The organism is Rhodoferax sp. GT1R46 (assembly GCF_056521285.1).
The window spans coordinates 212,949-236,967 of the sequence record NZ_JBWMBC010000005.1; the positions used below are offsets into that span (position 1 = coordinate 212,949).

The 24,019-nt window shown below is 60.1% G+C and carries 22 protein-coding genes; 1 reads left to right on the forward strand and 21 read right to left on the reverse strand.

Annotated elements, in window-relative coordinates:
- Nucleotides 1-5: 5 nt before the first annotated feature.
- From AC097W_RS13080 to dksA, 17 genes are all read right to left on the reverse strand, one after another.
- Nucleotides 6-791: a cell division protein FtsQ/DivIB gene (locus AC097W_RS13080; RefSeq protein ID WP_479602999.1), complete on the reverse strand. Its 786-nt coding sequence runs from the start codon at nucleotides 789-791 to the stop codon at nucleotides 6-8.
- The gene (locus tag AC097W_RS13085) at nucleotides 788-1,741 is read right to left on the reverse strand and encodes a D-alanine--D-alanine ligase (protein ID WP_479603000.1); all 954 of its coding nucleotides are present in this window, start codon (nucleotides 1,739-1,741) and stop codon (nucleotides 788-790) included. The genes AC097W_RS13080 and AC097W_RS13085 overlap by 4 nt, the downstream gene beginning before the upstream one ends.
- Nucleotides 1,738-3,171, reverse strand: coding sequence for a UDP-N-acetylmuramate--L-alanine ligase (murC, locus tag AC097W_RS13090; RefSeq protein WP_479603001.1), 1,434 nt, complete (start codon nucleotides 3,169-3,171; stop codon nucleotides 1,738-1,740). The genes AC097W_RS13085 and murC overlap by 4 nt, the downstream gene beginning before the upstream one ends.
- Nucleotides 3,168-4,238, reverse strand: coding sequence for an undecaprenyldiphospho-muramoylpentapeptide beta-N-acetylglucosaminyltransferase (gene murG, locus AC097W_RS13095; RefSeq protein WP_479603002.1), 1,071 nt, complete (start codon nucleotides 4,236-4,238; stop codon nucleotides 3,168-3,170). Before murG ends, murC begins: the two co-directional genes overlap by 4 nt.
- A complete protein-coding gene (ftsW, locus tag AC097W_RS13100; RefSeq protein WP_479603097.1) occupies nucleotides 4,235-5,470 on the reverse strand; it encodes a putative lipid II flippase FtsW in 1,236 nt (411 codons plus the stop codon). The genes murG and ftsW overlap by 4 nt, the downstream gene beginning before the upstream one ends.
- Before the next feature lie 17 nt (nucleotides 5,471-5,487).
- On the reverse strand, nucleotides 5,488-6,993 hold the full coding sequence (gene murD / locus AC097W_RS13105) for a UDP-N-acetylmuramoyl-L-alanine--D-glutamate ligase (protein ID WP_479603003.1): 1,506 nt from the start codon (nucleotides 6,991-6,993) through the stop codon (nucleotides 5,488-5,490).
- Between the two features lie 3 nt (nucleotides 6,994-6,996).
- Nucleotides 6,997-8,175 (reverse strand): phospho-N-acetylmuramoyl-pentapeptide-transferase, encoded by a 1,179-nt coding sequence (mraY, locus tag AC097W_RS13110; protein WP_479603004.1) that lies wholly within the window; start codon nucleotides 8,173-8,175, stop codon nucleotides 6,997-6,999.
- A gap of 21 nt (nucleotides 8,176-8,196) precedes the next feature.
- Nucleotides 8,197-9,606, reverse strand: a complete 1,410-nt coding sequence (locus AC097W_RS13115) for a UDP-N-acetylmuramoyl-tripeptide--D-alanyl-D-alanine ligase (RefSeq protein WP_479603099.1) — start codon at nucleotides 9,604-9,606, stop codon at nucleotides 8,197-8,199.
- 5 nt (nucleotides 9,607-9,611) lie between these two features.
- Complete coding sequence (locus AC097W_RS13120; protein WP_479603005.1) at nucleotides 9,612-11,150, reverse strand: UDP-N-acetylmuramoyl-L-alanyl-D-glutamate--2,6-diaminopimelate ligase; 1,539 nt, start codon at nucleotides 11,148-11,150, stop codon at nucleotides 9,612-9,614.
- The gene (locus tag AC097W_RS13125) at nucleotides 11,150-12,892 is read right to left on the reverse strand and encodes a peptidoglycan D,D-transpeptidase FtsI family protein (protein ID WP_479603006.1); all 1,743 of its coding nucleotides are present in this window, start codon (nucleotides 12,890-12,892) and stop codon (nucleotides 11,150-11,152) included. The genes AC097W_RS13120 and AC097W_RS13125 overlap by 1 nt, the downstream gene beginning before the upstream one ends.
- Nucleotides 12,889-13,191, reverse strand: a complete 303-nt coding sequence (gene ftsL / locus AC097W_RS13130) for a cell division protein FtsL (protein WP_479603007.1) — start codon at nucleotides 13,189-13,191, stop codon at nucleotides 12,889-12,891. Before ftsL ends, AC097W_RS13125 begins: the two co-directional genes overlap by 4 nt.
- Nucleotides 13,188-14,123, reverse strand: a complete 936-nt coding sequence (rsmH, locus tag AC097W_RS13135) for a 16S rRNA (cytosine(1402)-N(4))-methyltransferase RsmH (protein ID WP_479603008.1) — start codon at nucleotides 14,121-14,123, stop codon at nucleotides 13,188-13,190. The genes ftsL and rsmH overlap by 4 nt, the downstream gene beginning before the upstream one ends.
- Before the next feature lie 9 nt (nucleotides 14,124-14,132).
- A complete protein-coding gene (mraZ, locus tag AC097W_RS13140) occupies nucleotides 14,133-14,561 on the reverse strand; it encodes a division/cell wall cluster transcriptional repressor MraZ (protein WP_479603009.1) in 429 nt (142 codons plus the stop codon).
- Between the two features lie 258 nt (nucleotides 14,562-14,819).
- On the reverse strand, nucleotides 14,820-16,145 hold the full coding sequence (gene hslU, locus AC097W_RS13145) for an ATP-dependent protease ATPase subunit HslU (protein ID WP_479603010.1): 1,326 nt from the start codon (nucleotides 16,143-16,145) through the stop codon (nucleotides 14,820-14,822).
- On the reverse strand, nucleotides 16,142-16,687 hold the full coding sequence (hslV, locus tag AC097W_RS13150) for an ATP-dependent protease subunit HslV (protein WP_479603011.1): 546 nt from the start codon (nucleotides 16,685-16,687) through the stop codon (nucleotides 16,142-16,144). The genes hslU and hslV overlap by 4 nt, the downstream gene beginning before the upstream one ends.
- Nucleotides 16,688-16,759: 72 nt before the next feature.
- On the reverse strand, nucleotides 16,760-18,523 hold the full coding sequence (locus tag AC097W_RS13155; protein WP_479603012.1) for an STAS domain-containing protein: 1,764 nt from the start codon (nucleotides 18,521-18,523) through the stop codon (nucleotides 16,760-16,762).
- 40 nt (nucleotides 18,524-18,563) lie between these two features.
- Complete coding sequence (gene dksA, locus AC097W_RS13160) at nucleotides 18,564-19,226, reverse strand: RNA polymerase-binding protein DksA (RefSeq protein ID WP_479603013.1); 663 nt, start codon at nucleotides 19,224-19,226, stop codon at nucleotides 18,564-18,566.
- Here dksA and AC097W_RS13165 point away from each other — a divergent pair.
- Entirely contained in the window at nucleotides 19,225-19,806 is a 582-nt protein-coding gene (locus tag AC097W_RS13165) for a hypothetical protein (protein ID WP_479603014.1), read from the forward strand. The two genes, dksA and AC097W_RS13165, sit on opposite strands and share 2 nt — an antisense overlap.
- Nucleotides 19,807-19,842: 36 nt before the next feature.
- Here the strand turns inward: AC097W_RS13165 and AC097W_RS13170 are convergent, their stop codons facing one another.
- The 4 genes from AC097W_RS13170 to AC097W_RS13185 form a co-directional block, all read right to left on the reverse strand.
- Entirely contained in the window at nucleotides 19,843-20,928 is a 1,086-nt protein-coding gene (locus AC097W_RS13170; RefSeq protein ID WP_479603015.1) for a CobW family GTP-binding protein, read from the reverse strand.
- Between the two features lie 74 nt (nucleotides 20,929-21,002).
- Entirely contained in the window at nucleotides 21,003-22,211 is a 1,209-nt protein-coding gene (locus AC097W_RS13175) for a class I SAM-dependent rRNA methyltransferase (RefSeq protein WP_479603016.1), read from the reverse strand.
- Between the two features lie 46 nt (nucleotides 22,212-22,257).
- The gene (locus tag AC097W_RS13180) at nucleotides 22,258-23,487 is read right to left on the reverse strand and encodes an MFS transporter (protein ID WP_479603017.1); all 1,230 of its coding nucleotides are present in this window, start codon (nucleotides 23,485-23,487) and stop codon (nucleotides 22,258-22,260) included.
- The gene (locus AC097W_RS13185) at nucleotides 23,480-23,971 is read right to left on the reverse strand and encodes a MarR family winged helix-turn-helix transcriptional regulator (protein ID WP_479603018.1); all 492 of its coding nucleotides are present in this window, start codon (nucleotides 23,969-23,971) and stop codon (nucleotides 23,480-23,482) included. The genes AC097W_RS13180 and AC097W_RS13185 overlap by 8 nt, the downstream gene beginning before the upstream one ends.
- Nucleotides 23,972-24,019: the final 48 nt, after the last annotated feature.

Here is a 24,019-nt window from a genome sequence, read left to right on the forward strand (position 1 = left end):
CTGCGCTACTTTTTCAAACCGTCGGCTGCCAGCGTGGTGACGCCGCGCAGCCGAATGGCATAACCGTTTTCATGACGCAAGTCCGCCGATTCCACGGCACTGGATTGCCGTCCGTATCGGGTGGTCACTTGCGTGAGAGTCTTGAGGAAGCGCTGTGAGCGGTCAGACACCATATCTGCGGCACCGCGACCCAGTTCGATGACGGCCCCGGTTTCCAGATGGGCGCGCCAGCTACCGCCACCGGAGAGCTCGAGCTGCTCAATCGGCAGTTCCATTTCCGCAAACACGGGCTCCAGCGCGCGGTACATGGCCAACACCTCGCCAGCCTGACCCTCGGGTCCACTGAGCTGCGGCAGCACGTCTTGCTCCACCTCGCCCAAGTTGGCTTCAAACACCTCGCCATAGGTGTTGATGAGGCGCAGCTCGCCATTGCCACCCCAATAGGCCACGGCCTGGTGTTCCTGCAACACGACCCGCAACCGGTTGGGAAAATCCCGGCGAACCACCGCGCGACGCACCCAGGGAACGGACTCGAACGCAGCCCTGACCCGTGCCAGATCCACGCTGAAGAAAGTGCCCGACAGGCGGGGCATCACATTGGCGCGCAAGGTAGCGGCGTTGTTGTGATTGAGGTCCCCGGCCACCGCAATACTCTTGATGTCAAAGGCGGGCAAACGTACGACCCACCGGGCTGCAGCAAAGGCGCTCACCACGGCAAACGCCACGAACAGGACCGCAGCGGTCGCGTTCATGAGCTTGACGTCCAGGGGCGTTGCCACAGCAGGATTCATGCAGAGGCTCCCACATCCAGTGCGGTGTTTTGCAGCAGGCGCACACACAAGTCTTCGTAGCTGATGCCAGCCGCCTTGGCCGACATGGGCACCAGCGAATGCCCGGTCATGCCGGGAGACGTGTTGATCTCCAGCAGGTAAGGCTTGCGGGTATGCGCATCAATCATCACGTCGGCGCGTGCCCAGCCTCTGCAGCCCAGCACCTGGTAGGCCTTGCAGACCATGGCGGCAATGGCTTCTTCTTCGCCCGCGGGTAATCCGGCTGGAACCAGGTATTGCGTGGTGTCGGTGAAATATTTGTTCTGGTAGTCGTAATTGCCGTCCGGCGCCACGATGCGAATCACGGGCAGGGCATGCGGCTGGTCGGTCGGGCCAAGTACCGGGCAGGTTACCTCGTCACCGGCAATGAACTGCTCGCACAGCACCATGGGGTCGTGTTGCGCCGCCAATGCGTAGGCCGCTTCGCATTGGTCCGCCGACATGACCTTGGTGAATCCGATGGATGAGCCTTCGCGTGCAGGCTTGACGATCATGGGGGCGCCCAACTCGGCAAAGGCCGCGCGGGTTTGCGCACCACTGTGTACCTGGCTCCAGGCCGGGGTCGACAAGCCTTCAAAGCGCCAGATGCGCTTGGTCATGACCTTGTCCATGGAGATGGCCGATGCCATTACACCCGAGCCGGTGTAGGGAATGCCCAGCAACTCCAGCGCGCCTTGCACCGTGCCGTCTTCACCAAAGCGGCCATGCAGCGCGATAAAGCAGCGCGCAAAGCCTTCGCGCTTGAGTTCGCACAGGTCCCGCTCGGCCGGGTCAAACGCGTGGGCATCGACACCTTTGGACCGCAGCGCTTTCAATACGCCGCTACCGGACATCAACGAGACTTCACGCTCCGCCGACGCGCCGCCCATCAGCACGGCAACCTTACCAAAATTTAAGTCTAATTGACTCATAGCCCCGGTCCCTCCTGCGCAGACAGCTCACTTATTGATAGCAAATTCACCACCTTCGCAGGCACTGCACCAATCGAGCCAGCGCCCATGCAAATGAGCACATCACCCGCCTGCGCGTTGTCCACCACCGCTTGGGGCATGGCCTCAATGTCATCCACAAAAAGCGGTTCCACCTTGCCCGCGATGCGCAGCGCACGCGCCAGTGCACGACCATCGGCCGCCACTATCGGCGCTTCGCCCGCGGCGTAGACCTCGCCCAGCAGCACCGAGTCGGCCATGCCAATGACTTTGACGAAGTCTTCAAAACAATCGCGGGTGCGGGTAAACCGGTGCGGCTGAAACGCCAGCACCAGGCGGCGGCCCGGAAATGCGCCACGTGCGGCAGCCAGTGTGGCGGCCATCTCGACGGGGTGGTGTCCGTAGTCGTCCACCACCGTGAGAATGCCGCCAGTGGGCAATGGCAGATCACCATAACGCTGGAAGCGCCGGCCCACGCCGCGGAACTCGGCCAGCGCCTTGACAACCGCCGCGTCATCCACATTGAGTTCCACGGCCACAGCAATGGCTGACAGCGCGTTGAGCACGTTATGCAGACCGGGCAGGTTGAGTACTACGTCGAGGTCGGGCAGCACGACGCCGTTGCGCCGCTGCACGGTGAAATGCATTTGCCCACCGACCGCTCGCACGTTGACCGCACGCACCTGCGCCTGCTCGTTGAAGCCGTAGCTGGTGATGGGACACGTCACCTGGTCCACGATGTCCCGCACGGCCAGGTCGTCGGTGCACAAAATGGCCACGCCATAGAACGGCATGCGGTGCAAAAACTCGACAAACGCGCCTTTGAGGCGGCTGAAGTCGTGACCATAGGTCTCCATATGGTCAGCATCGATATTGGTCACCACGGCCATGATGGGCAGCAGGTTCAGGAACGAGGCGTCGGACTCGTCGGCTTCCACCACGATGTAATCACCACTACCCAGCTTGGCGTTGGCGCCCGCACTGTTGAGGCGCCCGCCAATCACAAACGTGGGGTCCAGCCCCGCCTCGGCCAGCACGCTGGCGACCAGGCTGGTGGTGGTGGTCTTGCCGTGGGTGCCCGCAATGGCAATGCCCTGCTTCAGACGCATCAGTTCAGCGAGCATCAAGGCACGCGGCACGATGGGGATGCGCATTTCGCGGGCAGCCACCACCTCTGGGTTGCTGGGTTGCACTGCGGTGGAGGTCACGACCGCGTCTGCGCCCGCCACATTGGCAGCGGAGTGGCCCACAAAGGTCTGGATGCCCAGCGTCGCCAGACGCTGCAGAGTGGCGCTGTCAGACAGGTCAGACCCCGATATGGTGTAGCCCAGGTTGCACAGCACTTCGGCAATGCCGGACATGCCCGAGCCGCCCACGCCGACAAAGTGAATGTGTTTGATCGCGTGTTTCATTTGGCGAGTTCCTCGCAAGCGGACACGACGGCGTCCGTTGCATGAATTTTTTGCATCTTTTTAGCCTGCAGCCCGCATGCCAGCAGCGCCAAGCGCTCTGTTTTTTGTAGCAAATCGGCCAGCACCCGAGGTGTCAGCTGGTTTTGTGGCATCAGCCAGCCAGCGCCCTGGTCCACCAGAAAGTGGGCGTTGTGGGTCTGATGGTCGTCGACTGCAGAGGGAAATGGCACAAACACTGCGGCAGCGCCTACGGCTGCCAACTCGGTCACGGTACTTGCGCCCGCGCGGCAAATCACCAGATCGGCGCTGGCAAATGCCTGTGCCGTGTTGTCGATAAAGGGGGTTAGCTGCGCTTGTACACCTGCGGCTGCGTAATTGGCATGCAAAGCATCCAGCTGCTGCTCGCCGCTCTGGTGGATCACCACGGGGCGTTGGTCTTCTGCAATAAGGGCCAGGGCCTGCGGAACGACCGTATTAAGTGCGCGTGCACCCAGGCTGCCACCGACCACCAGCACCTGCAGCGGACCGGTCCGGCCCTCGAAACGGACCGCAGGCTCGGCCTGGACCAGGAATTCCGCACGCAAAGGATTCCCCACCCACTGCCCCTTGGACAGAACGTTGGGGAACGCGGTGAACACCCGGCGCGCCACGAGCGCCAAGACCTTGTTCGCCATGCCCGCGACGGAGTTTTGCTCGTGCAACACCAGCGGCTTGCCCAGCAAGGCCGCCATCAGACCAGCGGGAAAGCTGATGTAGCCACCCAGGCCCACCACCACGTCCGGGCGCACGCGGCGCAGGACTGCAATGCTTTGTCCAAAGGCGCGCAACAGGCGCCATGGCAAGGCCACCAAAGAACGCAGCCCCTTGCCGCGCACCCCCGAGAAGTCCACCAGCTCCAGCGGGAAACCCTTTGGAGGCACCAACCGGCTCTCCATGCTGCGGGGTGCGCCCAGCCAGTGCACGCGCCAACCGCGCTCACGCAGTGCGTGTGCCACCGCCAGCCCCGGGAAGATATGCCCACCCGTGCCACCCGCCATGATGAGCGCGCATTTCTGTGTGGCGCTCATACACGGCCTCCGTGCATCAACTGGCGGTTCTCAAAATCAATGCGCAAAACCACCGCGATGGCCACCAGATTGATCAAGATGGCCGAGCCTCCGTAGCTCATGAGGGGCAGGGTGAGGCCTTTGGTGGGGAGGGCTCCCAGATTCACGCCCATGTTGATGAAGGACTGAAAGCCCATCCAGATACCCACGCCCTGCGCCACCAACCCGGCAAAGACACGGTCCAGTGCAATGGCCTGGCGACCGATGTGCATGATGCGGCGGGTCAACCAGAGGAACAGGCCGATCACGATCACCACCCCGACGAGACCAAACTCTTCGCCAATGACGGCGAGCAGAAAGTCGGTATGGGCTTCGGGCAGCCAATGCAATTTCTCGACACTGCCGCCCAGGCCCACGCCAAAGACTTCTCCCCGACCGATCGCGATCAGGGAGTGGGTGAGCTGGTAGCCCTTGGCCAGCGCGTTCTTTTCGCTCCAGGGGTCCAGGTACGCGAAAATCCGTGCCCGTCGATAGTCGTTGAATGCAATCATGAGCCCGAAGGCTGCCACCAACACGGTAGCAATCAGAAAGAACATGCGGGCATTGACACCACCCAGAAACAAAATGCCCATGGCGATCACCGAGATCACCATGAATGACCCCATGTCGGGTTCAGCCAGAAGCAAGGTTCCAACGACCGCGACCGCGATGCCCATCGGTGCCACGGCACGGAAAAACCGCTCTTTCACCTCCATCTTGCGCACCATGTAGTCCGCTGCATACAGCAGCACCGCGAACTTGGCGAGCTCTGACGGTTGAAAGTTGAGAATACCTAAAGAAATCCAGCGCCGTGCGCCATTGACGCCTTTACCGATGAACGGGATCAGCACGGCGATCAACAAAACCAGCGAAACAATGAACAACCAGGGTGCCACCTTCTCCCAGGTCTGCACCGGTATCTGAAACGCAATCAGTGCGGCGACAAACGCGACTCCGATGGACGCCACATGGCGCACCAGAAAATGCGTATGCGTGTAGTTGGAAAAACGGGGGTTGTCGGGCATCGCAATGGAAGCCGAATAGACCATCACCGTTCCCCACAGCAAGAGCGCCACCACCACCCACACCAGTGGCTGGTCAAACCCGCGCACTTGCGCGGTAGTCGTGCTGGATGCAAACGAGCCGCGCCCGCCCAAGCGCACCGGCAAGGCCGCAGCGGCAGGAGTCATCCTGGCTGAAAACCAGCCCGACATGGATTGAAGCCAGGGGCTCACGCAATGCCCTCCAGGTCCACACCCGCCGCCAGCGCCAAGTCATGGACCGCTGCGCAGAACACCTTCGCGCGGTGTTCATAGTCGTCAAACATGTCAAAACTGGCGCAAGCAGGCGACATCAGAACCGCATCACCGGCATGCGCGCGCTGGTTGGCCTGCATCACTGCGGCCTCCATGGATTCGGCGTCAACAAGGGGGACTTCCGCATCAGACAGGGCCTGACGGATCAGGGGTGCATCACGACCGATGAACACCACCGCTCGCGCATAACGTGAAACGGGCGCACACAATGGAGAAAAATCCTGCCCCTTGCCCTCGCCACCCAGAATCAGCACGATCTTGCGGTCTGCGCCCAGGCCCTGCAAGGCCGCCACGGTCGCTCCAACATTGGTGCCCTTGCTGTCGTCAAAAAACTCCACGCCGTTCAGAATGCCGATCGCCTCAACCCGGTGGGGCTCACCCCGGTATTCCCGCAGTCCAAACAGAATAGGCGCCAATGCACAACCGGCGGCGGCACACAGCGCCAAAGCTGCGAGTGCGTTGCTGGCGTTGTGCCGTCCCCGGATACGCAAAACTTCCAGCGGCATCAGCCTCTGGAAATGCAATTCTTCTGCCGCGTCTTTGCGCTTTCGGCGGGTTTCATCGGCTTCCAGTGCGCGAACCAGCCAGACCATGCCATTGACATCTTCCAGCCCGAAGTCGCCCGGGCGCTGCGGCATGTCGGTACCAAAGGTGATCGAGTTGCGCACTGCGCGGCCCTTGACGGGTGCTGGCAGCATCGCCATGACCAGGGGATCATCCCGGTTCACAACCATAAGACCCTCCGCGCCAAAGATGCGGGATTTGGCCTGCGTATAGGCCTGCATATCACCGTGCCAGTCCAGATGGTCCTGCGTGATGTTGAGGACGGCAGCCGCCGTGGGCTCAAACTGCGCGGGAATGTCGAGTTGAAAGCTCGATAACTCCAGAACCCACACCTCGGGCAGGCTCTGGGCGTCCAGTGCCTGCGTAAGCGTATCGAGCAGCGCAGGGCCAATGTTGCCGGCCATGGCAACAGTTTTCCCGGCCCAGTCAATCAGATGCCGCGTGAGCGAAGTCACGGTGGTCTTGCCGTTGGTGCCTGTGATGGCCAGCACTTTGGGTTCGTACTGGGCAGACGCTTTGAGTTCGGCCAGTGCCTGCGCAAACAGGCTGAGCTCGCTGCCAATCCACAGCCCCTGCGACTGCGCGGCGGCCGTTACGCCCTGCGTCTCCTGCGGAGACAAGCCGGGACTCTTGAATACCGCACGGAATTCGGAGCCTTCGACCAATGCAGCGTCAAATGGCGTATGCACAAACACCGCACCGGGCACGCTCTCGCGCAACGGCTGAAGCTGCGGCGGCGCGATTCGGGTATCTGCCACCGTAACCTGTGCACCCTGCCGGGCACACCAGCGCGCCATGGACAAACCGGACGCACCCAGCCCCAGGATCAGGACGTTGTGACCTTGAAGCGTGCTCACCGATTACCTCAGCTTCAGGGTGGACAAGCCAACCAGGCACAACAGCATGGTGATGATCCAGAAGCGCACCACCACCTGCGTTTCTTTCCAGCCAGCTTTCTCGAAATGATGGTGCAAGGGCGCCATCTTCAGCAAGCGGCGACCCGCACCGTATTTTTTCTTGGTGTATTTGAAGTACGTCACCTGCAGCATCACCGACAGCGCTTCAACCACAAAGATGCCGCCCATGATGGCCAGCACGATTTCCTGGCGAACGATGACGGCGATGGTCCCCAGCGCAGCGCCCAGCGCAAGCGCCCCCACATCACCCATGAAAACCTGGGCGGGATGGGTGTTGAACCACAGAAATGCCAGTCCGGCACCCGCCATGGCAGCACAAAAAATCATCAGCTCACCGGAGCCTGGAATATGCGGGAAAAACAGGTATTTTGAATACACCGAGCTGCCGGTCACATACGCAAAGACACCCAGCGCAGAACCCACCATGACCACCGGCATGATGGCCAACCCGTCGAGACCGTCGGTCAGGTTCACCGCATTGCTGGAGCCGACAATGACCAGATAGGTCAGAACCACAAAACCCAGCACACCCAACGGGTAGCTCACCTCTTTGATGAAGGGCAACAGCAGTCCGGCTTTGGGTGGCAAATTCACATCGAACCCCGAACGCACCCAGTTCAGGAACAGTTCCAGAACGCGCATATTGGAGCTCTCGGAGATGCTGAACACCAGGTACAGCGCCGCCAGCAAACCAATGACCGACTGCCAAAGGTACTTTTCACGGGAACGCATACCCTCAGGATCCTTGTGCACCACCTTGCGCCAGTCATCCACCCAGCCAATCGCGCCAAATCCAAGCGTCACCAAGAGAACGATCCAGACGAAGCGGTTGCTCAAGTCAACCCACAACAGGGTGGAGATGGCGATCGACAGCAGGATCAGGACACCGCCCATCGTTGGGGTGCCACTTTTGCTGAGGTGCGACTCCATGCCATACCCCCGAATGGGCTGCCCAATCTTGAGTTCACGCAGCCGCCGGATGACATAGGGGCCGGCTGCCAGCCCGATGAGCAATGCCGTGAGGGCGGCCATCACGGCACGAAATGTCAGGTATTGAAAAACCCGGAAAAACCCGAACTCGGGCGACAAGGCCTGCAGCCACTGGGCCAGACTCAACAACATGCGATTTCTCCAAAAAGGGACTCAGGCAGCATGCGGATGCTCCTTGGGTGAAGGGTTATGGGCCACCACGGATTCCACAACCCGCTCCATGCGCATGAACCGGGAGCCTTTAACCAGCAAACTGCGCACGTGCGGCAGTGAGGCTGCAACCGCCTCATTCATCTCCTCCAATGAGGAGCAATGTCGCGCACCGGAAAACGCATTGGCTGCGACTTGGGCCATCTCGCCCAGAGTCAGCAAGTGTTCGATCCCTCTGGCTTGCGCATAGCGACCGGCCTCGGCATGGAACATCGGGCCTTCATGTCCAACCTCACCCATGTCGCCCAGCACCAGCAGACGCGGACCGGGTAATTCAGCCAACACGTCAATTGCGGCGCGCACCGAGTCGGGGTTGGCGTTGTAGGTGTCATCGATCAGCGTGCAGGGATGCCCCTGCACCAGTAATGCCACGGCACGGGAACGTCCTTTCACCGGAACAAACGACGCCAGGCCACGTTCTACCGACGCGGCGGGAACACCGGCGGCCAGTGCGCACGCCGCTGCGGCCAGAGAGTTCTTGACGTTGTGCCTTCCAGCAATCGCCAGACGGTAATGCAGGTCAACTCCGCTGGCGCGCGCATGCACTTGCCAGGCACCTGAATCCCAGTGGGCTTCTACACACGCCATGTCCTGCGCAGACGCCGACGGTGCGAGAGCAAAATTGACAACAGGCCGCATTCCAGCCAACGCAGCCCACACCCCGGTGTACGCATCACCCGAGGGAAAAACTGCCACCCCGAGTGGTCCCAGCGATGCAATGACGGCACCGTTTTCCTCCGCGACGGCCTGTACGGTTTGCATGAACTCCATGTGTTCACGTTGTGCGTTGTTCACCAGGGCCACCGTCGGCTGCGCCATCGCCGCCAACATCGCGATTTCTCCAGGATGGTTCATGCCGAGCTCGACCACCGCAATCTGGTGTTGCGGGCGCAGGCGAAGCAGCGTAAGCGGAACCCCAATATCGTTGTTCAAATTCCCGCGGGTCGCCAGTGACTGGCCGTCGGGCTGACAAGCCTCGAGAATGGACGCCAGCATTTGAGTGACCGTGGTTTTTCCGTTGCTGCCCGTGACCGCGATCAACGGTAACGTGAACTGCGCACGCCAGCCGCGCGCCAACTCGCCCAGTGCCACCTTGGTGTCAGGCACCTCAATGCATGGCAGCCCCGCCAAGCCGCGACCGGCACCAGGATGGCAGAGGACGGCCGCTGCTCCACGCTGCTGCGCTTCCTGCAGAAAGTCGTTTGCATCAAAGCGCTCACCCTTGAGCGCCACAAACAAGTCACCCGACTCGATGGTGCGGGTATCGGTGTGGACACGAACGACCGGCGTATTCCCGTCACCCTGCAGCCGGGCGTGCGAGAGCCATTGAACGGCCTGGGTGATCGTCATCATGGCGCTCATGGTTTCGCACCCATAACTGGCAGTTGCCGTATGCGCAAGGCCTGCTGCGCATGGGCACGGTCGGAAAAGGGGTGCTTGACACCCGAAATTTCCTGTGACTCCTCGTGGCCCTTGCCCGCGATGAGGATGACATCCGCGGGCATCGCACGCGACACGGCGTCAGCGATGGCCAATGCCCGATCCGACTGCACCTCTACCGATTGACTCTTCGACAAACCCAGCAAAATCTGGGAAATGATGGCCTCGGGTTTCTCGCTACGAGGGTTGTCGCTGGTTACCACGACATGATCGGCATTTTGGGCGGCGATGGCCCCCATAAGAGGCCGCTTGGAGGCATCGCGATCACCGCCGCAACCAAAAACGCACCACAGCCGTCCGCCACGTTGTGTCGCCAAAGGCCGCAGCGCGGAGAGCGCCTGGGCCAGCGCATCGGGGCTGTGGGCATAGTCCACCGCCACTATTGGTTGCCCTTCATCGCCCATGCATTCCATGCGACCTGGCACAGGATGCAGACTGCCGCACGCCTGAACGGCCGCTTCCAGCGAGATCCCAAGGTGCCGCATCGCTGCCAGAACACCCAAAAGATTGGAAACGTTGTAGGAACCAATCATCCGGGTGCGCAAGAGCTGCGCAGCATGGCCCTCCACGACCTCAAACTGCAGGCCATCCGCTGCATACGTGATGTTGCGGGCCTGCAGGCGCGCGGCCTTTTGAGCCGATACAGTCCAGACATCCAGCTCAGCCGAATCCATTTCAGAAGCCAACTCGGCTCCGCGTGGGTCGTCCACATTAATGACGGCGCTGGCCAGACCCGGCCAGGCAAACAACTTGCGCTTGGTCTGCCAATAGGCGTCCATGCTGCCGTGGTAATCCAGGTGGTCCTGGGTGAAATTCGTGAATATGGCGACGCGAATGTGCGTGGCGTTCATCCGGTGCTCTTCAATACCGATGGATGACGCCTCAATGGCGCACGCCTTGAGCCCGCTATCCACAAACTGGCGCAAGGTCTGCTGCAACAGCACGGGATCGGGGGTGGTGAAACCCGTCGGGCTTACCGACCCCGAGCGCGCTGCGGAACCCGCAGCATCGGCTGCAGGTGGCCGCCCGACGCCGAGCGTGCCAATGACTCCGCAAGGAAGTGCAAGCGATGCGGGCAAGGCGGACAAGGCCTGCGCCAGCCACCAGGCGGTGGAGGTCTTGCCGTTGGTACCCGTGACTGCCACCAATGCCAGTTGATGAGACGGTGATCCGAAAAACTCGGAGGCGATGGCCCCGGCACCCATCTTGAGTCCTGCGTAATGGCCGATGCGCGCATCGGAAAAACCAAACTCTTCAGCCCCCTCTCGCTCAACCAAACAAGCCGATGCGCCGCGGCTCAGCGCATCCGCCACATGTCCACGCGGGTCCGCCGCGGCGCCAGGCCAGGCAATAAAACCGTCTCCGGGTTTCACGTTGCGACTGTCGGACAACAAGGTGCCTGTGACATTTCTACGCAACCATTGCACTGCCAGCTGTGGGGTGTGGAGTTCCTGCATCAGAAGCTCTCTTCCACCGCAGCCGCCACGATTTGCGGACGCACCGCCATATCTGGCTGCACACCCAGCATACGCAGGGTTTGCTGCACGGTCTCACTGAATACGGGGGCCGCTACTTCACCGCCGAAATATTTGCCGGCACTGGGCTCATCCAGCATCACAGCAACAATGACTCTGGGACTGTCAATGGGGGCCATGCCAACAAACCAGCTGCGGTACTTCCGGTTTCCGTCGGACCCGTAGCCCTTGCCAATCTGCTTGTAGGCAGTACCCGACTTGCCCCCCACCGAGTAGCCAATGGTCTGGGCTTTGGGCCCGGTTCCGCCGGGCCCCGCCGCCATTTGCAGCATGTGACGGACTTCAGCCGCAGTTGCAGGGGTAAAAACGGAAACCCCCTGCGCGGGGGTCGAATTCTTAAGCAGCGTGGCGGGAATGATCTGCCCATCGTGAGAAAAAACGGTGTAAGACCGGGCCATCTGGAATAGGGACGCGGACAGGCCGTACCCATAGGAAATGGTGGCCTGCTCGATGGGACGCCAGGTTTTGGCAGGACGCAATCGCCCAGAGACCACACCGGGGAATTCAATCTGCGGCTTCTGTCCAAAACCTGCTTGGGAGAATGTCTCCCACATGTCGCTGGCGGGCATCTGCATGGCAATCTTGGCAGTGCCCACATTGCTGGAAACCTGAATCACCTGCTCCACCGTCAGCGCGCCGTGCGCATGAGAATCGTGAATGGTCGCCCCGCCAATAGTGACCGAACCGGGTGCCGTGTCAATGACCGTGGACGGCTTGACGCGCCCTTTGTTGAGCGCCAGGCCGACGGTAAAGGGCTTCATGACCGAACCTGGCTCGAACGTGTCGGTCAAAGCCCGGTTGCGCAACTGCTCCCCCGTCAGGTTTTGCCGCTTGTCAGGTACATAGCTGGGGTAATTCGCCAAGGCAAGTACTTCGCCGGTAATGGCATCCAGCACGACGATACTGCCGGCATGTGCGCGGTTCACAAGGACCGCATCACGCAACTTTTGGTAGGCAAAGAACTGAATCTTGCTGTCGATGCTGAGCTGAAGGTCCCGTCCATCCACCGGAGGAATCACCTCGCCCACGTCTTCTACGGCACGGCCCAGGCGATCCTTGATGACGTGGCGCATCCCTGGTCGACCCAGCAATGTCTTGTTGAACATCAACTCAACACCCTCCTGGCCGTTGTCTTCCACATTGGTGAAGCCAACGATGTGGGCCGCAGCCTCCCCTTCCGGATACTTGCGTTTGTATTCCTTGCGCTGATAGATGCCCTTGATATTGAGTTCAGCGATTTTCTTGGCGACGTCGGCATCGACCTGTCGCTTGATCCACACAAAAGTCTTGTCTTCATCATCCAGCTTTTTGGCCAGATCGGCCGCTGGCATTTCCAGTAGCTTGGCAAGGCGCTGCATTTGTGCCTTGTCCATATCTACATCCTCGGGGATGGCCCAGATGCTGGGTGCCGGCACACTGGAGGCAAGAATGAGCCCGTTGCGATCCAGAATACGGCCGCGGTTGGCAGGCAAGTCCAGAGTCCGGGCAAAACGCACTTCGCCCTGGCGCTGAAAGAAATCATTGGCCACCACCTGGATGTAGGCGGCGCGGGCAGCAAGCCCAAAAAATGCCAGGGCAATCGCACCCACCACAAACTTGCTGCGCCACACGGGCGTGCGGCTGGCCAGCAGCGGACTGGAGGTGTACTGAATGCTGCGGCTCATGGGGTTTGCCCCTTGGTCACATCAGCCCCAGCCGACGCAGAGTAGGTCACATAGTTGGTAATGGCAGGGGATGCCTGACGCATCTGCAGTTTTTCGCGGGCCAGCTTTTCGACGCGCGCTGGCGTGGCCTGGCCACGCTTCTCCACTTGCAGTCGCTCGTATTCCGCCTCCAGGCGACGCGACTCGGATCGCGCCTTGTCCAGCTCGGTAAATACCCGGCGGGACTCGTACTGCACGCTGACCAGATATACCGCGCTGGCCATTACCGCGAGCAGCAAGACAAGGTTGAGCCGTATCATGCCGCTGTCCTTTGCGCAATACGCATGACAGCACTGCGGGAACGCTTGTTCCCGCTGACTTCAGATTCGCTGGGTTTGACGCGGCCCAGCGCTTTGAGTTTCATGACCTTGGGGGCCGCAAAGGGTGCACGGCGATCGTATTCGTCGCGCGAATGTTTCGCGATGAACTGCTTGACTATGCGGTCTTCCAGCGAGTGAAAGCTGATGACGACCAGCCGGCCACCGGGCTTCAGGGCATCCAGTGAGGCCTCTAGCGCTTGTTGCAGCTCTTCAAGCTCGGCGTTGATGAAAATCCGAAAAGCCTGAAATGTGCGCGTTGCAGGGTTCTGGCCCTGCTCGCGGGTTTTGACCGTGTCAGCCACGAGCTGGGCCAGTTCAGTGGTGGTTGAAATTGGGCCCCGTTCCTGTCGGCGAGCAACAATCGCCTTTGCAATGGGGCCAGCAAACCGTTCTTCACCATATTCACGTATCACCTCCGCGATTTGATCTGTTTCTGCTGTTACCAGCCACTGGGCCACACTCTCCCCACGGGTGGTATCCATCCGCATGTCCAGAGGACCGTCGAACCGAAAACTGAATCCCCGAACGGGGTTATCAATCTGCGGGGAGCTGATGCCCAAATCCATCAACACCCCGTCAAGACTATTCCCGGGGAGTTCGTTCAGATGCGAAAAAGCCGCGTGCCGAATGGAAAACCGCTCGTCCTCAATGGCATTGGCCGCAGCCACCGCATCAGGATCCCGATCAAAGGCAATGAGTCTGCCAACAGGAGACAAACGCGACAAAATGAGACGGGAATGCCCGCCGCGGCCAAATGTGGCATCTACATAGGTGCCATTCGCAGCCGGTTGATCAGCATCCGGCGCATCATTGAACAGCGCATCAACTGCTTCGTTCAACAATACGGTGGAGTGGGTCCATGGAGTGTCCACCGCCGCGTCCTAGAAGGAAAAATCCTTGAAGACATCGGGCATATCACCCTGCATGGCTTTCGCTTCCTGGGCATCGTATGTGGCCTTGTCCCACAACTCGAAGTGATTGCCCATTCCCAACAGCATGGTGTCTTTGGAAATGCCGGCGGCCTCGCGCAGTTCCGGAGAAACCAGTACGCGCCCGGTCGAATCCATTTCCACATCCATCGCGTTTCCCAGAAAGATGCGCTTCCACCATTGCGCCGACATGGGCAAGGCGGCGATACGCTCCCGGAACTTCTCCCATTCGGGGCGCGGAAACACCATGAGACAGCCATGGGGGTGCTTGGTAATGGTGAGATGGCCTGATGCGGTGGCGCTCAAGACGTCACGATGCCGGGTAGGCACACTAAGCCTTCCCTTTGCATCCAGACTGAGAGACGAAGCCCCTTGAAACACAGCAGCACACCCTTTTTTCTCACTGCAGCAAAAAGGTCGACTTAACAACACTTTTCACCACTAAATTGCACTTTTTTGCACTGTATCAGCAAAAGCACCTATTGCAAGGGGGGTTACGAGAATTTATTCCAATGAAATCAAGGACTTAGAAGCGCTTTTGCAACTGATCTGCAGTCAAAAAACGTTCTAAATTAAGCACTTAGCGCACGTTATGAAAGTAACGCTTGAACCCGGCGGCCCATGGACGCCAAAGTGCAGTTACAAAATGTAACGCGAGAGGTCTTCGTTTTGGCTGAGCTCGCCCAAACGGATGTCTACATAGGCACCATCTACGCGAACCGTCGTGCCAGATAACGAGACCGCATCAAAACTGACGTCATCCAACAGACGCTCCATGACAGTCGCCAGTCGGCGCGCGCCGATGTTTTCCGTGCGCTCATTCACGTCAAAGGCAATCTGTGCAAGACGTGTGATGCCGTCCCGCGTGAATTCAAGTCCCACATTTTCCGTGGCCAGTAGCGCCTGATACTGCTTCATCAGCGACGCGTGGGTTTGCGTCAGGATGGCCTCAAAATCTTTCACCGACAAGGATTGCAACTCGACCCGAATCGGGAAACGGCCCTGCAACTCAGGGATCAGGTCGCTTGGCTTGCTCAGGTGAAACGCGCCGGATGCCACAAACAGAATGTGGTCGGTTTTCACCATGCCGTATTTGGTTGACACTGTGGTTCCCTCGACTAAGGGCAACAGGTCACGCTGCACGCCCTGGCGAGAAACCTCCGCACCACTGCCTTCACTGCGCGATGTCACTTTATCGATCTCATCGATAAACACAATGCCGTTCTGCTCCAGCATGTGCAACGCCTGCGTCTTGATATCGTCTTCATTCACCAGCTTGGCCGCCTCCTCGTCTGCCAGGAGTCTTTGTGCCTCGCTGATTTTGAGCTTGCGAGTCTGCTTCTTGCTTTGGCCCATTTGCCCAAACATGCCTCGCAACTGTTCCGTCATTTCCTCCATACCGGGTGGACCCATCACTTCCATCTGGTGCGCAGGCACCAGGACGTCCAACTCAATTTCACGGTCTGCCAACTGACCCTCGCGCAGTTTCTTGCGGAACGTTTGGCGCGCGGTGCTTTGCGGTGCGTCTTCGGTGTTTGCCATGCCAAACTCGGCGCGCGGTGGCGGAATCAGAATGTCGAGAATGCGGTCTTCCGCCGCCTCTTCGGCGCGGGCACGTACCTTGCGTTTTTCTGCTTCACGTGTCTGCTTGACTGCAATGTCCGCCAAGTCCCGGATGATGGAGTCGACATCCTTGCCGACATAACCCACCTCGGTGAACTTGGTGGCTTCCACCTTGATGAAGGGCGCATCCGCCAGTCGAGCAAGCCGGCGCGCGATCTCGGTTTTCCCGACACCGGTCGGCCCGATCATCAAGATATTTTTCGGCGTGATCTCGGCACGCAGGTCACCCTCGACCTGCTGGCGGCGCCACCGGTTACGCAGCGCAATCGCCACCGCGCGTTTGGCCTGGCTTTGTCCAACAATGTGTTTGTCGAGTTCAGCGACGATTTCCAGTGGCGTCATAAGGTTTCAATCGTGTGGTGCATATTGGTATAGATGCAGAGCTCACCCGCGATTTCCAGAGACTGCTTAACAATGTCCGTCGCCGACAACTCCGTGTGGGTGAGCAAGGCCATGGCCGCCGCCTGGGCATATGCCCCACCCGAGCCGATGGTGACGATGCCGTTTTCCGGCTCCAGTACATCCCCATTGCCCGTAATAATGAGCGAAGTCTCACTGTCGGCGACGGCGAGCATGGCCTCCAGTCGGCGCAATACCCGATCGGTTCGCCAATCCTTGGTCAGTTCGATGGCGGCACGCACCAGATGCCCCTGGTGCTTTTCCAGCTTGGCTTCAAACCGCTCAAACAGCGTGAACGCATCGGCGGTGGCGCCGGCAAAACCAGCCAGAACCTTGCCATGGTAGAGCTTTCGCACCTTGCGCGCAGTGCCCTTGACCACGATATTGCCTAAAGTTACCTGTCCATCGCCGCCGATTGCCACAGAGTAGCCTTCGGGTGTTTTGCGACGCACGCTGATGATGGTGGTGCCGTGAAATTGTTCCATGGAATATTAGGTACGGGCGATGGCCCCGGTAATCAAGAGCCGCTGCGCAATCTTCGTCAGGGCCGTGCAGGACTAAATAGGGCGTGGCACAACCCGGGCATGTTCATTGATTCCAATAACATTGAAAAATGCGGCAACCAGACGGTGCACGTCCCGAAACTGAATTTGACACCCCTCTGACTGGCGAAGGGCAACCCAGTTGAGAATGCTGCCCGCGGCAGAAAAATCGACGCGGACCAAGCCGCAGCAGGACACCACGACACGTTCTCCGTTTCGGCACGCAAACTCCAGTGCTTCCAGTGCCTTGGTGGCATCGCCAAGCACATGGCCCTTCAACTCAAGCACTTGGCCCGCGCTGTCCAGAACCATGGGCGCCGTCGGCGCCGGGTTTGATATCGCGACACCACCGGCCTCGACATCGTCGTATTGGCAGAGAGCTTCCTGCCAGGCAGGTGGAGAAACCTCATAGGTAACACAGTAGTCCAACGCTGCCAGCTCAAACTCATCCTGCAACTTCATCGTGCGCAAAACATCCAGACGCACCGTCCACCAGTCAGGGGACACGCTGCGGTCACTTGAGGGCATCATGTCGCGCAACACTTGTCCCAACCGGCCTGAACCACTAAAGCGCAGATTAACTGGCTCGCTACACAAGCTGCTGAACAGACCGGCCAGCAAGGGCATGGCATCTTCTGAAATATGCGTCAACCGAGACCAGCCCAGATGCCATGGCATGGGGTTGGAAGACATGGCCTCGCGCAGGCTTTCCATGCCCTGCTCAGTCAGCTCAGTCCCACTGGCCCAGATAGCACCGTTGGCCAGATCATCTTCAGCGTCACGACCGCCCTCAGCAGCGGGAGTGCCGGGTTTCGCGAGGACCGGAGCAGCGCCATCCCCTATCGCCGCCCACACGGGCGTCATGTTGTCAAAATACGGCGCAAACTCGGCCACCGCGCGGTCAAACTCGACACGTTTGTTCGTGGCCCGGTACAAGTCCAGCAAGGCGGCCGCCCATGACAGCGCGACCTCGGGGAGGATTACCTCTCCCCTTAGCGACTCCAGCAGTCCCTTTTCGGCTCCCGCATCATCCCCATTCGCAAAGCGGATGGCAGCCTCCTCCAACTCGGGATCTGTCGCCAGTTCATCCACTTCCATCGCAATCAGGCGGGATGCAGAGAACCCAATATCAGCGTAATCATCCGTGTCCCCTCCCCCGCCCGGCGCGTTCGCGGTACGCGCGCCTGCGAGTGGCAAATGGGTTGACATCGGCGCCATGCCGGACTCCCTCTGCCCCGCTCTATTCGCCGCACTGGCATGCTCGGCGCCAGTCGGATTCAGGGTTGATGTCTGGGTTGGTACAAACGGGTCGGCTGTGGAACCAGGAGAAACGGTCGGCAGTTCCGAAGCACGGGTCTGCGGCGAATCGGTGCCAGGCTGCCTGGAAGCCGGGAATACCTGATTCTGGGTGTTGACAGCCTCTTGCTTGCCCTTCCACCACTGCTTGGACATCTGGGCTTCGATCTCGTCAATCTTTTTCAAGGTGACCGCACGACCGTCGGCATCTGTTGCAACGCTTGACTGAAACAAGGATGGCCTTGCCTGTCCGGCGATGGAGGATGCGTCCCGACTGCGCAATTTGCGCAACTGGTCAAATTCACGCCGACGCACGAAATCATTTTGCCGTTTGCGCTCGATCATGGCCTTGAGCGCCTGCTTGTCGTAACCGCTTTCCTGCTCAGGCTGGGGACGATCCAGCTCCGCCCAGTCTTTGGTCGGATTGCGAACAAACATCGCCATTTTGGAAAGCAATGTAGGGCGGTCGTCTTTCGTGGCCATAGGTGCAGCTTAACAAACGTGCGGTGTTGTCAGCCGTGCATCAATCCCCGAACATCTTCTGTTTGAGCTCACGGCGCTGCTGCGCCTCCAGAGAGAGCGTTGCGGTAGGACGCGCCAACAGGCGGCCCACGCCAATGGCCTCACCGGTCTCATCACAATAGCCGTAATCGCCCGCATCAATGCGGGTGATCGATTGCTCAATCTTCTTCAGCAGCTTGCGCTCCCGGTCACGGGTGCGCAGTTCAAGGGCGTGCTCTTCTTCGATGGTTGCGCGGTCTGCAGGATCCGGTGTGACCGAACTGTCTTCGCGCAGATGCTCCGTCGTCTCGCCGGCATTGCTGAGAATGTCACGCTTCAATGTTGACAGTTTCAAGCGAAAGGCCGCCATCTGCACGTCGTTCATGTACTCCGAATCCGGCATGGCCATCAGGTCCGCGTCGGTCAATTGATCCAAGGGCTTGGTTTTCCAGTTATTGGCAAGCTTGGGGTCTTTTTTGACAGAAGAAGGCAGCACGGGAACGATCAGCGGCGAAGAGGCAGCAGCTTCGCCATAGCTGGCCTTGGCTGCAGTGGACGCCACAGTTTGCGCCATGGATGGCACCGTCAATTGGGCCAGTCGGGAAGATGGGCGGCCCGCTTTCGCAGGAACAGCGGCTGGCGCAGGCGCGGCCGAAACTTTAACAACGGTGGGGGTCACTGACATGGATTTGATTTCTTTCGCTGCCGCAGCAGTGGAGGCCGATTTGGCTGGCGACTTAACGACTGGCTTTGCGACGGGACTGACAGGGGTTTGTGATTTGGCAACCGGCTTGGCAACGGCTTTTGCCGCTGCCTTGACCGCTGGTTTAACCGCGGGTTGGGTGACGGACTTTGCGATTGCTTTAGCTACCGGTTTAGCCGATTTTACCGCGACGGCCTTCACAGGTGTCTTGCTGACCGCTTTTGCTGGCGCCTTTGCCACCGTCTTGCCCGCAGGCTTGACAGGAATCTTCACCGGTGTTTCGCTCGCCTTGGCGGGCTTGACAACCGGTTTTGTTGTTGGCTTGACTGCCGCCGGCACTTTACTGCTGGCGGTTTTTGCCTTGGTGTCTTTCCCAGATATAGCTTTCACTTCTTTTCTCCTGGCAGGTTTGGCCTGCGCATGGTCGGTGGGGGCTGCTTTCCCATCAGGCGCTTTGGAAGCCTTGCCTGGTGGGGTTTCTCCGGCGCGCGAGTGTACAGGCTTCCCCAACGGAAAACCCATCAGTTGCAAAATCGAGACAATCATTTGGCATTCAACCTGAAGATAAGACGATTCATCGAAGACTGGCCGGAGGCGTTCAGACCAGGGATTGCTCCATGCCTTGCAGCAAGATGTCCTTGGGCAAGTCGATCCCGATAAACACCATCTTGCTGCCGCGTGTTTCACCGTCAGCCCATGGTGGACCCAGATCGCTGCCCATCAATTGGTGCACCCCCTGGAAGATGACCTTGCGGTCGGTGCCCTTCATATAGAGCACACCCTTGTAACGCAGCATGCGTGGACCATAAATATTGACAATGGCGCCCAGGAAGTCTTCCAGCTTGGCGGCGTCAAACGGCCGGTCTGACTTGAAGACAAAGCTTTTGACGTCGTCGTCATGGTGATGGTGGTGGCCACCGCCATGGTCATGTGCTGCATGCGACGGATGGTCGCAATGCTCGCCGGGCGCATGGTTATGACCTTCGTGGCCCTCATGGCTGGCATGGTCATGCCCGGCGTGCTCGTCTTCCTTCAGAAAGTCCGGGTCAATGTCGAGCTTGGCATTGAGATTGAAGCCGCGCAGGTCAAACACCTCGGACAGCGTCACGTCCCCAAAATGCACGGTTTTTTGCGGCGCCCGCGGATTCATGTGCTTCAGGCGGTGCTGAAGGGCATCCAGCTCTTCGGCAGACACCAATTCCGACTTGCTGATAAAAATCTGGTCCGCGAAGCCCACCTGGCGGCGCGCTTCCTGGCGGTCATTGAGTTGCTGGGCGGCGTGCTTGGCATCCACCAGCGTCAGGATGGAGTCCAGCAGAAAACTCTCGGCGATTTCATCGTCCATAAAGAAGGTCTGCGCCACTGGGCCAGGGTCGGCCAAACCGGTGGTTTCGATCACCACCCGGTCAAAGTCCAGCAAACCCTTGCGCTTCTTGGCGGCCAGCATTTGCAGGGTTTCGCGCAAGTCTTCGCGAATGGTGCAGCAGATGCAGCCATTGCTCATCTGGATGATTTGCTCGTTGGTATCGCTGACCAGAATGTCGCTGTCGATGTTCTCTTCACCGAATTCGTTTTCGATGATGGCAATCTTCTGGCCGTGCGCTTCGGCAAGCACGCGCTTCAAAAGCGTGGTTTTACCGGAACCGAGGAAGCCGGTCAGGATGGTGGCAGGAATAAGGCTCATATGGGAATCCGGAATTCAGCAGGTGGGGAGTGTAGCGGGGTATCAAGGCATTGGGGCTGACGTGCTTTTTCGCCCTAGCGGCGCATGACCACCAGCCCCTTGAGGTATTCCCCCTCGGGAAAGGCAATCGTCATCGGATGATCGGGGGCTCCGCCCATGCGGTCCGTGATGTAGCCGTCCACGCCCGCGTCCAACCCGGCTCCGGCCACGATCTTGTGAAACAGGTCGGCGCTGATACCGCCCGAGCACGAATAGGTGAACAGCACGCCGCCGGGCTCCAGCAATTTGAGCGCCAGGCGGTTGATGTCCTTGTAGGCCCGTGCGGCCCGCTCGGCGTGCGCCACGGTGGGCGCGAACTTCGGCGGGTCCAGCACGATGGCGTCAAAGGTGCGGCCCTCGGTCAGAAACTGCCGCAACGAGGCATTGACATCGGCATCCATGAACGTGGTTTGCGACGCACTAAAGCCGTTCAACGCGACGTTGGCAGCCGCCTTTTCAATGGCGGGGCCGGACGAGTCGATGGAGGTGACGTGCCCGCCGGTGAAACCGCCTGCCCGCATGCCAGCCAGGGCGGCAACGGTGAAGCCACCCGTGTAGCAAAAGCAATTGAGCACCCGCTGGAAGTTCAGCCGCTGGGCATAGTCCGCAAACTTCTTGCGGCTGTCGCGCTGGTCCAGATAGAAACCGGTTTTGTGCCCCTCGGCAATACTCAGGCCCAACTGCCACTGGTGTTCCTGCAGAACCAGATCGGTCGGTGCATCGGCATCTCCGCCGCGCAACCAGCCCGTCACCTCGGGCAGGCCTTCCAGGCTGCGGCTGCTGGCGTCGGAACGCTCATAAAGCCGGGTCAGCCCGGTGGCCGTCAGCAAGGCGTCGGCGATCACCTCCTTCCAGCGCTCCACCCCGGCCGAAGTGAACTGCGCCACCAGCGTGTCGCCATAGCGGTCCACGATCAGGCCTGGCAGGCCATCGGACTCACCGTGGATCAGGCGCATGCCGTCGCTTTGCACGTCAAATCGGGCCCTGGCCCTTATGGATGCTGCGCAAGCAGCTATAAAAAAAGGAGCGTCAATGCGCTGCACCTCATCAAAACTCCAGACCCGTGCGCGAATTTTGGAGGTCGGGCTGAACGCAGCCCAGGCCAGAAAGGCGCCAGAGTGGGACTCCACGCGCACCGTCTCGCCGCTGTCGGCACCGCCGCTTTGGATGGCGGATTCAAAAATCCAGGGGTGGCGGCGCAACAGGGAGCGCTCTTTGCCGTCGCGAAGTCGAATGGTTTTCATGGGGCGTATTGTCACCCCTGCCGGAGTGCATTCGGGCCCCTGCGGCTCAGGCGGCGGACAGGCGCTGCGGCAGCTTTTCCTCGCGGATAGGCACATGCACCAGCGCCGCGCCCACCGCCAGAGCGATGTCGAGGTACCACATCCAGTCGTAGCTGCCCGTGGCCTCAAATACCCGGCCACCCAGCCAGGCCCCCAAAAAGCCGCCCAATTGGTGCGTCAGCATCACGATACCAAACAGCGTCGCCATGTGGCTCACGCCAAAGAACTTCACCACCAGCCCGGCCGTGGGCGGCACGGTGGACAGAAAGGTCAGGCCCATGAAGGCCGCAAACACCAGAACGGCAGGCCCGGTCTTGGGTACCAGCAAGAACACCAGCACCGCCAGCGCCCGTGCGGCATAGACCAGCGACAACAGGGATTTCATGCGCCAGCGACCCACAGCCCAGCCCATGCTGACACTCCCCACAATGTTAAACAGCCCCAGGATAGCCAGCGACCAGGCACCAAACTGCACCGGCAGACCGCACGAGGCAATGAAACCCGGCAGGTGTGTGGCCAGAAACGCCACGTGGAAACCGCACACAAAAAACCCCGCGCCCAGCAAGCGGTAGCTGGGGTTGTGCAGCGCCGCGCGAATGGCCTGGCGTGTGCTGGTGGGCTGGTGACCCGGTGCAGCCGTCTGGCTGGGGCTGCCCTTGAGAATAAAAGCGGCGGGCAGGCACAACAAGACCAGCAGACCCATGATCTGCATGGCGCTGACCCAACCCAGCCCCAGGATGAGCGCGCCCGCAACCGGCGCCATCACAAACTGCCCAAACGACCCGCCGGCGTTGACGATGCCGGTCGCCAGCCCCCGCCGCTCGGGCGGAATCAGGCGCGTGGTGGCCGCCATCAGCACGGCAGGCCCCGCCATGCCGGCGCCGCCCGCCGACAGCACACCAATGGCAAAAATCAGTCCTGCCGTGCTGGTCATCAAAGGCGTGATGTAGGTGCCAATGGCCACCAGCACCGCCCCCGCAAACAGCACGAAGCCCGCTCCCATGCGGTCCGCCATGGCCCCCGCAAAGGGCTGGGTGAGGCCCCACCACAGTTGACCAAAGGCAAACGCGAGGCTGATGCTGCCAACCCCCAGACCGGTGGACGTATTGAGGGAGCTGAGAAACAGCCCCATGGTCTGGCGCGTGCCCATGGTGAGCGCAAAAGTGCCAGCGGCGGCCAGTAGCACCAGCCAGACGGCCATGGGTTTGTTGGAAGGGCGCCGCACTGCATCAGTCATCCAGATCTCCCGTTTCGGCAGGGACGAGCAGTTCCATGGATTCCTGGATCAGCGTGTGCAAGGCCGCCACACGCTCCAGGCCCAGGGTCTTGTTCAGGGTGTCCTGTGCCACCTTCCAGTGGCGCTGCGCCTCGGTGCGCTTGTCGCGTCCGGCAGGGGTGGCGGTCACGCTGCGGCTGCGGCCATCGGCGCCCGCAACGACTTCCACCCAGCCGGCGGTGATCAGCGGCTTGAGGTTGCGCGTCAGGGTGGATGGCTCCATTTTCATGGCCTCTGCGAGGTCGCTTGGGCGAATGGGGCCCAGCTTCACCACATAGGACAGCAGGGAATATTGCGTGGTTTTGAGACCGATGGGGGACATCTCGGCGTCATACAACTGTGCCACCCGGCGCATCAGCTGGCGCAACTGGAGATTGGTGCAGCCCCGGGGTTTGGCAAAAGCGGGCGCTGGCGCGGGTTCTGGAACGAAGGTGACAGTGCTCATACGACAATTGTAGCTACAATCATTGCATATGCAAGTTTAATCAACCTT

Excerpts from the sequence above, each read along its gene's own strand:
- AC097W_RS13080 (WP_479602999.1), bottom strand. The coding sequence starts at position 791 with ATGAATCCTGCTGTGGCAACGCCCCTGGACGTCAAGCTCATGAACGCG.
- AC097W_RS13085 (WP_479603000.1), bottom strand. The coding sequence starts at position 1,741 with ATGAGTCAATTAGACTTAAATTTTGGTAAGGTTGCCGTGCTGATGGGC.
- murC (WP_479603001.1), bottom strand. The coding sequence starts at position 3,171 with ATGAAACACGCGATCAAACACATTCACTTTGTCGGCGTGGGCGGCTCG.
- murG (WP_479603002.1), bottom strand. The coding sequence starts at position 4,238 with ATGAGCGCCACACAGAAATGCGCGCTCATCATGGCGGGTGGCACGGGT.
- ftsW (WP_479603097.1), bottom strand. The coding sequence starts at position 5,470 with ATGTCGGGCTGGTTTTCAGCCAGGATGACTCCTGCCGCTGCGGCCTTG.
- mraY (WP_479603004.1), bottom strand. The coding sequence starts at position 8,175 with ATGTTGTTGAGTCTGGCCCAGTGGCTGCAGGCCTTGTCGCCCGAGTTC.
- AC097W_RS13115 (WP_479603099.1), bottom strand. The coding sequence starts at position 9,606 with ATGATGACGATCACCCAGGCCGTTCAATGGCTCTCGCACGCCCGGCTG.
- AC097W_RS13120 (WP_479603005.1), bottom strand. The coding sequence starts at position 11,150 with ATGCAGGAACTCCACACCCCACAGCTGGCAGTGCAATGGTTGCGTAGA.
- AC097W_RS13125 (WP_479603006.1), bottom strand. The coding sequence starts at position 12,892 with ATGAGCCGCAGCATTCAGTACACCTCCAGTCCGCTGCTGGCCAGCCGC.
- ftsL (WP_479603007.1), bottom strand. The coding sequence starts at position 13,191 with ATGATACGGCTCAACCTTGTCTTGCTGCTCGCGGTAATGGCCAGCGCG.
- hslU (WP_479603010.1), bottom strand. The coding sequence starts at position 16,145 with ATGACGCCACTGGAAATCGTCGCTGAACTCGACAAACACATTGTTGGA.
- hslV (WP_479603011.1), bottom strand. The coding sequence starts at position 16,687 with ATGGAACAATTTCACGGCACCACCATCATCAGCGTGCGTCGCAAAACA.
- AC097W_RS13155 (WP_479603012.1), bottom strand. The coding sequence starts at position 18,523 with ATGGCCACGAAAGACGACCGCCCTACATTGCTTTCCAAAATGGCGATG.
- AC097W_RS13165 (WP_479603014.1), top strand. The coding sequence starts at position 19,225 with ATGGATTTGATTTCTTTCGCTGCCGCAGCAGTGGAGGCCGATTTGGCT.
- dksA (WP_479603013.1), bottom strand. The coding sequence starts at position 19,226 with ATGTCAGTGACCCCCACCGTTGTTAAAGTTTCGGCCGCGCCTGCGCCA.
- AC097W_RS13170 (WP_479603015.1), bottom strand. The coding sequence starts at position 20,928 with ATGAGCCTTATTCCTGCCACCATCCTGACCGGCTTCCTCGGTTCCGGT.
- AC097W_RS13175 (WP_479603016.1), bottom strand. The coding sequence starts at position 22,211 with ATGAAAACCATTCGACTTCGCGACGGCAAAGAGCGCTCCCTGTTGCGC.
- AC097W_RS13180 (WP_479603017.1), bottom strand. The coding sequence starts at position 23,487 with ATGACTGATGCAGTGCGGCGCCCTTCCAACAAACCCATGGCCGTCTGG.
- AC097W_RS13185 (WP_479603018.1), bottom strand. The coding sequence starts at position 23,971 with ATGAGCACTGTCACCTTCGTTCCAGAACCCGCGCCAGCGCCCGCTTTT.